Raw genomic sequence first — 10079 nt, 5'->3', positions numbered from 1 at the left:
CATTTCCCCGGACAGGACCACCTTTGCCGCCGAGACCTTGAACTGCCTGTCGTATCGCTTTCTTCTTTGGGTCATCTTGAACACCTTTCGCTCTTAACTAGGTGTCCAATTCATCATACCCACTCCACACGCCCCCATCGCGTTCAGCATCAACCCGGATCCCCAAACATGGAACCTATGACCGTACCCAGTCCCGACCGTTTGCCGAGCAATAGGGTCGCAATCGGCGCCGAACATGTACTATGTACGGGCATTGTCTAAACCCGTAACTCAAAGGACCCCATCTTGCCCGTTGCCGCCGCTATGATCGTTACCGCACACGCCTCGGATGCCATGGTTGCCATCCCGTTTTGGCTCGAGATGTTCGCCGTCGTCGCGGCATCGATCTCGGGCGTGTTGGTCGCACGCGAGCACAAACTCGACCTGGTGGGCGCCGTCGCGCTCGCCGTGGTCTGTGGACTGGGCGGCGGTCTTTTGCGCGATATGACGCTGCAGGTGGGCAACGTCTACATCCTCAACCAACCGATGGCGCTCCCGCTCTCCATCGCCACCGCGGCCATCATCTACATCTTCCCGGCAATCGTCGACAAGCCCGAAAAGCTCATTCCCCTGCTCGATATCATCTCGGTGGGTATTTATGCGGCAACCGGCGCAGACAAGGCGCTGGTCTACGGCTTTGCGCCGGCGGTGTGCATCATGATGGGCTTTTTTACCGCGGTGGGCGGCGGCATGCTGCGAGATGGTTTTATGGGTGTGGTGCCGGGTATCTTCCAACGCACCAACTTCTATGCCATCGCGGCCATCGCCGGATCGGCAAGCTATGTTTGCCTTGTCATGAGCGGCTTGGTCAGCAATGTCGTCGCACTGGTCGTTTGCGTCGTGGTGACCATGGGACTACGCTGGCTGTCGCTGCGCTTTGATATCAAAAGCCCCACCGAGGATGACATCGCACGCTTTTTGCACCGCAAAAAGTAGGTGGCGCGGGCTCATCCTTCGAAATGCAACCGAGAGGTTCTTTTAGAGCGCCCATGCGTTGGGTACCCTGTTAGGTGCATGTCGAGCATCTGACGAAGGATTCACTATGCCCTGTAATCAATTCCCGTCGACCCAGCGCCGTAAAGCGTGGGGCCGCATCACGATCTTATTCGCGCTCATCGCTCTAGCGGTCACCGCGCTTCCCACGGCGTCGTTCGCCGGCACGGACACCGCAGGCAACGTACTTGCGACCGACAATGACGCCAATTCGTCCGGCGTCGAAGGTGACCTGTACTGGGCAGGTCAGGCCCTCAACTTGGACGATGCGTCCATCGGCCGCGACATAATTGCAGCAGGCGAGAGCCTCTCCATCCGCGACTGCACGGTGGGCGGCGCCGTCCGCTTGGCGGCACGCACTATCGATATCGCCAAGACCACGGTTGATGGCAGCGTCACGGTCGTCGGTCAGCACGTTGTGCTCAATTCCGACAGCACCGCCAACTGTTTTTACGCGATAGGCGAGACGGTTGCCCTGCGCGGCTCTACCAAGTCGGCAGCGCTTGCGGGCGACACGGTGACCATCGATGGCACCGTCGAGGGCGATGTCGAGGTTTGGGCCGACAAGCTCATCCTGGGCAAGAACGCCCACATCACCGGCACCGTGAACGCGCACGTCTCCGAGGACCCCGAGCGTGCCGCAGGAGCCGAGGTAGGCGCGCTCAAGATCGACCGCACCGAGAACGAGGATACTTCCACCGTTAACGATGTCATCGGCGGTATCGTCGCCGCGGCACTCTCGACCTGCTTTGTCGCTCTGCTGCTCGAGCTCGTCTTTCCGCGCGCGACCGCCAGCGCCGCCGGCATGCTCCACCAGCGCCCCATACCCCTGTGGGTGAGCGGTCTTCTGGGCACGATTGCTATCGTCCCCGCCGTCCTACTGCTAATTATCTCTATCGCTGGTCTGTCGCTTGCCGGAGCCCTCTTGTGCGGCGTTATCGGCATCGCGTTGGTGTCGAGTGCCTTTGCGGGGTGCGCGATCTCCCGCATGGTCGGACACAACCAAAACCGCTACGCCATGGCAGCCGTGGGCGGCGTAATCGCAGGCGCCCTCACGGGGCTTCCCCTCGTAGGTGACTTCATCAGCGGCGTAGCCTTTGTCTTTATGCTCGGCTACGTTATCCAGATCATCTGGCGCAACGCCCACCTCAAGCCGCAGCAGCCGGCTAACATGCCAGGACTCCCCACCGCTTAGCCACCAACCACCACAAAGGTGCCAGGTTACTTTGCACCAACAAACGAAGCGGGGCAATCGGTCATGTCGACCGGGTGCCCCGCTTTTCTTGGAGGGTTCTCTAGTAACTTTTTCAAAACCAATGATCATCAGGTCGGTAGGCCTGTGCGTCACTCGCTACGGAGGCAGCACGCCATTAAGCAGGGGGGCAATTATTTTTCACGACGACCGCCTCCCCGCTTGATGACGAGCGCGACAACAATAGCCGCCACTCCGATGGCAGCCAAAGCCGCCACCAGCACCAACGTTCTATCTCCCGTCGAGGGCATAAAGCCTCGACTTGCTTCTTTGCTTGGAGTGTTGAGCACCGACAGTTCAATCGAACCCGTCCCGGCATCAGCGGTATCAACCCGCAGAGGGCTTTCGGCCGACACGGTCACCTTGGGCTTCGCGGCTGCAACCTGTTTAACGTCCAATCCCTCGGACGTAACCGTTACCGTTCGCTTGCCCTCAAAGGCGGTGTATCCCTTGGGAGCCGCGACCTCTTCGACGGTGTAGACACCCGCGTCCACACCGCTCAATTCCACATGGCCGTCCGCGCCCGTGGTGACGCACGCGGCGGCATCCGTCGACCACGAGCCGTCGGTCGTTAGGATGCGCCCGCGGTCATCGATGATGCGCAGCTTGGCGCCCGCGAGCGGTTTATCGTCCGAGCTTGAGCGCTTGATCAGACTGAGTCCCCAGGTGTAGGCGCACGCGTCATCGCTCGGCGTGCGGGTGAAGCCAGCGTCGCCGGACTGGTCGGCGAGAGGAGAGCGCGGGTAGCGCAGGCAGACCTCGTTGGGGTTGCCCTTGGTAGCGCCCCTATTGCAGCTGGCCCCCAACGGCGCATCGTAGACAGCAACCACGCGGGCGCCCGCGGTGAAGGCGTCGACCCCGCCGAGCGCGGTGATGAGGTCGCCGGTGCGCACGGTGAAGGTCTTGCCGTCCGCCGCCACCTTGGTGGCGCACTGGGCCGTGATGTCGGTCCAGCCCTTCGCGGGCTCGGTGCCGACGCGGCCGTCCTTGTCGGTCTGGACCGCGTCGAAGCCGCCGTCCGCGCCCGCCGCCACGTACACGCGCATGCTCGCGGCGACCTTGGAGGGGTCGAGCCCCGCGCTCATGGTGTCGACGAACCGCACCGTATAGGTGTCGTAGGCCGTGAGGCCCGCCGGGACCGTGGCAGAGAGGCGCCAGTACAGGTCGTCGGCGACCGTGGCGTCGGCGGCCTTCTGCCAGGCGGCGGCGCTGTCCTCCAGCACGTGCTTGGACACCTTGGGGGTCGCGGCCTTGGGCTTGACGCTGACGGCGCTGCCGCCCACCAGGGCCATGATCGGCGCGGTGCCGGCCTCGCCCTGGGAAATGGCGTCATCGTCGGCGACGATGAGCCAGTAGCCGCAGGGCAGCTCGGCCGTCGTGCCCGCGTTAAGGGCCACGGAAGGCGCACCGGCATTGTAAATCGCACGGGCAAGCTTTGCCGCTAGCGTGGTCGTCATGTGCCCGTCGGCATTCATCCATTCGACAGCCTCTTGCGCCGTCGATGCCGAGTTATCAAGCCCTGCATCATGAAGCACGGGAAGGGCAGCTTGGCGAACCGTGTCATTCGCCCACGCTACATCAGTTGCGACCTTTTGGTCAGCATCGGCATCGTCGACAACGGTCGCCGAAAAGAGCTGGTACGCGTCGTAACGTGTCGCGACTGTACCGTCCACCGTAATGGCTCCGGTGTCGGCAGCACGGGCCGTTCCAGGGGCGATCGCAAAAGCGAAGACGACGGCCATGGACATCACCACGACGGCCAACATATGACGGAGCACTTTACTCACGACGACCACTCCGATCAAGATCACGATGGCGGCGAGCATGCATCCACGTCGCGGCAAAACACAGCATCGAAGCACCAGCTAAATACGTCATAGTCAAACCAGCCCCGCCCGCCTCAGGTAGCGTAGTCGAATACTTGTTGGTAAAGGTCGGCGGATCCTGAGAGCCATCGCCATAGGCAACTACGGCGTTGAGTTGGTCCGTGCCATTAGTTACCTCAACCGTGACTTTGCGCGGGGTCGTGTCATAGGTGATGTGATCTTTAACATGGTCGATGGCACCCTCGGGCTCGACCTCGGAGATGGTGTAGGTATAGATTCCCGCCTTGTTGTACTTGACGTCAAAGGAGACATTTCCCTTGTCATTATTGGTCACCGTCTGGAGCACTTTGCCCTCGGCGTCCTTAAGCGCGAACGAGAACTGACCTTCCCTGAAGGTTCCGCCTTTAAGCACTTTATTTGCTTTTATCGTCGCTTTGCCTTCAAGGGGCGCGTCATACACCCAAATCTCTGCATCTGACGTTATCTCCGTATCGGCATCAAGCAAAGATTTCGCCTTGTTCATGGCTTGCTCGTATTGCTCTTCGGGCGCATTGCCCTTGAGCAGAATCCATGTTGGTTGGGCGACGCGATATCCAGGAGGCGCCGTCGTCTCCTCGAGGCAGTAAAGCTTGCAGGAAGCCATGGCGTCCGAACTCGTTTCCGAACTCGTTCCAAAAGTCACACTTCCGTCAGGGCCGGTCGTTCCGTCAGAAAAAAACGTCTTTGCGCCCTCAACGCCGGCACTGCCCTGCGCCTTATCCATGTCAATCGCATAGAGTGTGAACGTAGCGTCAGCCAACGGCGCGGCAACGTCCTTTTCATCCACTTTGTGGACCACAATGCCGTGCCCCGTTCCGCCTCCCGATGCGCCGGCATCTATGTCATATTCACGCTCGTGTTTCACATACCCGCCTGCAACACCTTCAAGCTGCGCCTCGTTGGAAAGGGAAACTGTACCAGACTCACCGGACAGAACTTCATATTCGACTTTCAGGTATTTCTCATCGGGAAGCCTCAACGTCAATCGCTGCTGCTTTCCAGCGCCCTCGCCAATCGAGTCAAGAGTCGCTCTGTATTTTTCTTTTGTCAGCACACGCCAATCGCCGTTATCGCACTCAGATACGCTAAGCGACGAGGGGATAAACGTACACTTAGAATCCATCACATCGAACAGATCGAGGTAGTCGGTTCCGACCTTTAAGTCTAGTGCCGATTCATTAACGAAAATCGTGTATTGAATTCGCTTGCTATTACTTACCGACGAACCTGTCTTTGACAATACGTCGTTCTTGATCTGTACGGTATCAGAGTCCGCCTTAAATTCTTTACCATCTGAGCTTGCGCTCGCCGAGTTCGTGAGCTCGCCGAGATTCTTTGACGTATCGACTACCGACCTTTTAACAGCAGTCGAATACGTCAGCTTTGCGTACCCTGTATTATTGCCCAGCTTTTCCGTTGGAATTGAAAACGCAACCATCTGGCGATCGACAGCAGGCGTCAGCAAGACATCCGAAACCTCGGTTTTTCCTCTCTCATGTTCCCATTCGCGGCCGGGCACCGCCGTCCCGTAGGGATTTGAATACAAAGAATATTTAGCCGAGCCGGGAATATAACTCATTCCCTCAGGAAGCTCATCTTTGACAACGACATCCTTGCCATTGAGCCTGCCAGCGCCATAATACTCACCGGCAGGCGTCTTAGCTCGATTGGCATAGACAGTCCAGTCGACAATCCACGCACCTTTGTCGTTCGAGCCATCCACTGATTTCCAGTCAAACGTCTCATCCCACCGTGCTTGCGAGCCGTCTTCATTTATTTTTACACTCTTCTCAACCGAAGGCTCCGCTTCGCCCTCAACATAGTAAAAGACAAAATCAGAATAGCCGCTAAACCCGTCGACAGAGGCGAAGTTGGAGTACCAACCAGGAAGTGCATCGGTCACCGTTTTATACGTAATAACCACCTCGGGGGACTTATCAAGCGCTTCTTTGACTTTATCCGTAATGGTTATTTGGATATTGCAGTTGTGTTGGTTGCTGTTCTGCGACGGATTTTCACCACCCGCAAACGTCCAATCGGTACCTTGGTCCAGTTTGGTACCCCCAATGGTAATTACATGTGAAGGGCCATCGGAGGTATCCGGCCCCATAGTCTGCTTCCAAGCCGCCAGCATGGTATCTTTGATAAGAATGGATGTTGGGTTTTTCGCATTTACGTAATCACGGAGCTCTACGCGTAATTGCCAAGTTGCTTTTCCGGTCCGAGATGCCTCATCCGGATTAAGCAGCGTTTTGCTAATGGTTTTACCCGTCCAAGGACGGATGTAGTATGCGGTGCTTTCACCAGAGGGCAGACCGGAGTCTTCTTTTTTCACACTTGCCGTGTTACTAACTTTTTCGTAGGAATTCTCATCTTTCAGCTTAGTTTGATAGACGATGCAGTAGGTCGCATACCGATCGCCCTCTTTTGGATTAAACGTATAGCTAAATGAATCCCCTGACTCGCTCAGCATTTCCTCATCGATCTTTTGTTTTTCATCGGCGGTCTCGCCCTTGTAGACCGTATAGCTGCCAATATAATCCTGCTTGCCATCGAGCTTGTCGGTAAAGGTGTAGCCAGACATATCGGCCTTGAGAGATCCCCTGTTGAGCACAACCTTCCAAGTGATGACAGACGATGTTCCGGAGCCAGCCTCTTTTTGAATCATGTCGTATTGAAACGGTTCCGACGCCCCTTTAATCGTAAGAGATTGTTGGTGATTTGCTTTTCCCCAGGTTGTTTGCACACTATTCCTACCTTGCGTAGGCGTGCCATTAGAAAGAGACAAGTTCTTGCTAACTGTCGTTTCGTAGGTAACGGTATGGTCGCCCTGAGAAAGGTTACCTAGCGGCAACGTTGCAGTTCGCTCTTCGATGCTCACGGACGAACCAAGAGGATTTCCATCGAGCTTGAAGCTGCTTTGCTCAAAGTCCAGGTAGTCACCGAGCGTATCGACCAGTTTTACATCCGTTGCGTGCGACGTAACACTCAGATTAATAGTCCAAGTTATCTTGGCATTTCCGGTACTGCTATCTTGGGAAAAGACACCTGATTTGTTTCCATCAACTGCGCCATCTTGAATCTCGATCGGCACAGTTTCGCCAACGCCTGGAAATTTCAGTTCGACTTTTTCGCCGTCATCTACATCTTTGTCTTTAAGCTCAAACTCGAAATTGACGCGCACATAGAGCGAAGAGGGATGACTGCTGAGATAGCTGGCATCGTAATTAAAAACGACCTTGTTATCCTTTATGTACCAAGTTCCCATCCTTTGTGCATTCTCGGTATCATCCGTCCTTAAGATACCGCCCTCGTTCTCGTTCACAACAATCGAGTCGGGAAAGGTATAAATCGTCTCAAGCCTTTCAGGTGTAGGCCCACAATTCTCATGAAAACGAGCTTCCATAAAACCGTAGATAGTATCGGCTGTCGTAATCGAGGGTGAGCCCTCTTTACCGAGAGGCTGCTGACGACCCTTATCGGCATACAGCCCAACCGTAACGTCCGCCGTATCGCCGTTGATCACAATCGGCGTCGGCGTCGTCACGTCCTCGGCGCGCACTGGGGCTGCACCGCGAAAAACAGCGGCGGTGAGGCTAATCAAAATGAAGACCAGGGCCGCCATACCCAGCGACCGCGAGCGGTGTGCGTCCATAGTTGTCCCCTAATTCCTACAACACAGTGTGGAATACGGCGAATCGTCGGATCGAACACAAACCCCAACATCAACATGAACCTGCCTAGCGCATTGCAAGAACCCATTGGGGAGCAACTTCTAAGACGGTTCGTCTATGCCACAATGCATAAAATATAATATAGATACCAGTCATGTAAACCGCAGGTAAAGAGGTCTTTTAATTTAATACCAGTTGGTATTTACCTGTTAACGGGTTTGCATTAAAGCAGTTATATTCTGTAGAATTATGTATATGTTTAAACAACTTAACTTTGACCGGAAAGCCGCTCGGAGGGATAACCGCCCCAGCTGTGGTGCAAACGAACCTGTCCACTGCACAAAAAGGGCGCCGACCGCGATGGTCGACGCCCTTTCTTGTTAGTCGCTATAAAGCCCAGCGCTTATTTGTTGACCTGGCCGGCGCGAACGGCAGCCTTCTTGCGGTCGGTGGCGTTGAGCAGACGCTTGCGCAGGCGGATGTTCTTGGGAGTGATCTCGACCAGCTCGTCGTCGGCGATGTACTCCAGCGCCTCCTCCAGCGAGAAGGTGCGGGGCGGCACCAGCTGAACGGAGATATCGGAGGTCGAGGAGCGCTGGTTGCCCAGGTTCTTGGTACGGGCGATATTGACGACCATGTCGCCAGCCTTGCTGCGCTCGCCCACGATCATGCCCTCGTAGCACTCGGTGCCTGGCTCAACAAACAGCTGACCGCGCTCCTGCAGCGTACCCAGGGCATAGGCAACGGCCTTCTCGGTGGTCATAGAGATCATTGCGCCGTTCTGGCGGTTGCCGATCTCGCCGGCATAGGGGCCGTACTCCAGGAAGGTGTGGTAGAACACGCCCTCGCCGTGGGTGACGTTCATGATGCGGTTCTTGAGACCCATGATGCCGCGCGTCGGGATCTTGAACTCAAGGTGCGTCACGATGCCCGAGGTGTCCATGCTCGTCATGATGCCGCCGGAGGTACCGAAGACCTCAACGACCTTGCCCGAGTACTCGTCCGGGCACTCGACGACGGCCTGCTCGACAGGCTCCATCTTGTTGCCGTTCTCGTCCTTCTTAAACAGAACGCGGGGACGACCGACCTGGAACTCAAAGCCCTCGCGGCGCATGGACTCCATCAGGACGGACAGGTGCAGAATGCCGCGGCCCGAGACCTCGACGCCGCTCTTGTCCTCGAGCTCCTCGATCTTCATGGTCACGTTGTTCTCGGCCTCGTTGAACAGGCGCTCCTTGAGCTGACGGGCGCCCACGATGTCACCGTCACGACCGACGAGCGGGGAAGTCGAAGCCTCAAAGACGATGGACAGGGTCGGCGGGTCGATCTCGATGGGCTCGAGCTCGACAGGGTTCTCGGGATCGGTGTAGACATCGCCGATATCGGTGCGGTCGATACCCACGACGGCGGCGATGTCGCCGGCGCCGACTTCCTGGCACTCGGTGCGGCCCAGGTAGTCGAAAGTAAAGAGCTGCTTGACGGTAGCGGTGGCGCTGGAGCCGTCGTTCTTCACAACCAGGATCTGGTCGCCCTGGTGAATGGTACCGGAGTACACGCGACCGATGCCGATACGGCCAACGAAGTTGGAGTGGTCGATGGTCACGCACTGCATGGCCAGCGGGGCGGTCTCGTCAACCTCGGGCGCGGGCATGTCGTCGATGATCATATCGAGCAGCGGGTACATGTCCATGTTGCCGTCGTTGGGGTCAAGGCGGGCAAAGCCGTTCATGGCGCTGGCGTAGACCACGTGCTCCATGGCGAACTCAAGCTGGTCATCGGTGGCACCCAGGTCGGCCATGAGGTCCAGGCAGTCGTTGTAGGCCTTCTCGGGGTTGGCGCCCGGACGGTCGATCTTGTTGATGACGATCATGATCTTAAGACCGGTGTCGATAGCGTGACGCAGCACGAAGCGGGTCTGGGGCATGGGGCCCTCAAAAGCGTCGACCAGCAGCAGGGCGCCGTCGGCCATACGCAGCACGCGCTCGACCTCGCCGCCAAAGTCGGCGTGGCCCGGGGTGTCGATGACGTTGATCTTGACGTCCTTGTACTCGATAGAGATGTTCTTGGCGAGAATCGTAATGCCGCGCTCGCGCTCCTGGTCGTTGGAATCCAGGACGCGGTCCTCGACCTGCTGGTTGGCACGGAAGGCGTCCGTGGCACGCAGGAGCTTGTCGACCATCGTCGTCTTGCCGTGGTCGACGTGAGCGATGATGGCGATGTTCCTCAGATTGTCTACGCGCATGTAGTTCCCCTATC

The 10079-nt window shown here is 57.2% G+C and carries 5 protein-coding genes; 2 read left to right on the top strand and 3 right to left on the bottom strand.

From position 1 onward, the window contains the following. Window positions 1-285 precede the first annotated feature (285 nt). Both AAAX72_RS08640 and AAAX72_RS08635 read left to right on the top strand, forming a co-directional pair. A complete protein-coding gene (locus AAAX72_RS08640) occupies window positions 286-975 on the top strand; it encodes a TRIC cation channel family protein (RefSeq protein ID WP_229065363.1) in 690 nt (229 codons plus the stop codon). A 106-nt stretch (window positions 976-1081) separates the two neighbouring features. After that, window positions 1082-2227 carry a polymer-forming cytoskeletal protein gene (locus AAAX72_RS08635; RefSeq protein ID WP_342996779.1) on the top strand — a complete coding sequence of 382 codons (1146 nt, stop codon included), beginning with the start codon at window positions 1082-1084 and terminating at the stop codon, window positions 2225-2227. A gap of 191 nt (window positions 2228-2418) precedes the next feature. Here the strand turns inward: AAAX72_RS08635 and AAAX72_RS08630 are convergent, their stop codons facing one another. The 3 genes from AAAX72_RS08630 to typA form a co-directional block, all read right to left on the bottom strand. After that, a complete protein-coding gene (locus AAAX72_RS08630) occupies window positions 2419-4071 on the bottom strand; it encodes a SpaA isopeptide-forming pilin-related protein (RefSeq protein ID WP_349130000.1) in 1653 nt (550 codons plus the stop codon). Further along, window positions 4064-7804 carry an FctA domain-containing protein gene (locus tag AAAX72_RS08625; RefSeq protein ID WP_349129998.1) on the bottom strand — a complete coding sequence of 1247 codons (3741 nt, stop codon included), beginning with the start codon at window positions 7802-7804 and terminating at the stop codon, window positions 4064-4066. Before AAAX72_RS08625 ends, AAAX72_RS08630 begins: the two co-directional genes overlap by 8 nt. Before the next feature lie 422 nt (window positions 7805-8226). Further along, window positions 8227-10065: a translational GTPase TypA gene (typA, locus tag AAAX72_RS08620; RefSeq protein WP_349114818.1), complete on the bottom strand. Its 1839-nt coding sequence runs from the start codon at window positions 10063-10065 to the stop codon at window positions 8227-8229. Between the last annotated feature and the right edge of the window lie 14 nt (window positions 10066-10079).

The organism is Collinsella sp. CLA-ER-H8 (assembly GCF_040092335.1).
Classification (GTDB): Bacteria; Actinomycetota; Coriobacteriia; order Coriobacteriales; family Coriobacteriaceae; genus Collinsella.
Note: the sequence above shows the minus strand (reverse complement) of the source record. Positions and strands in the feature narration are given on the sequence as shown.

What these genes read in the sequence shown, in the direction of transcription:
- AAAX72_RS08625 (WP_349129998.1), bottom strand. Translation starts at nt 7,804, where the DNA reads ATGGACGCACACCGCTCGCGGTCGCTGGGTATGGCGGCCCTGGTCTTC.
- AAAX72_RS08635 (WP_342996779.1), top strand. Translation starts at nt 1,082, where the DNA reads ATGCCCTGTAATCAATTCCCGTCGACCCAGCGCCGTAAAGCGTGGGGC.
- typA (WP_349114818.1), bottom strand. Translation starts at nt 10,065, where the DNA reads ATGCGCGTAGACAATCTGAGGAACATCGCCATCATCGCTCACGTCGAC.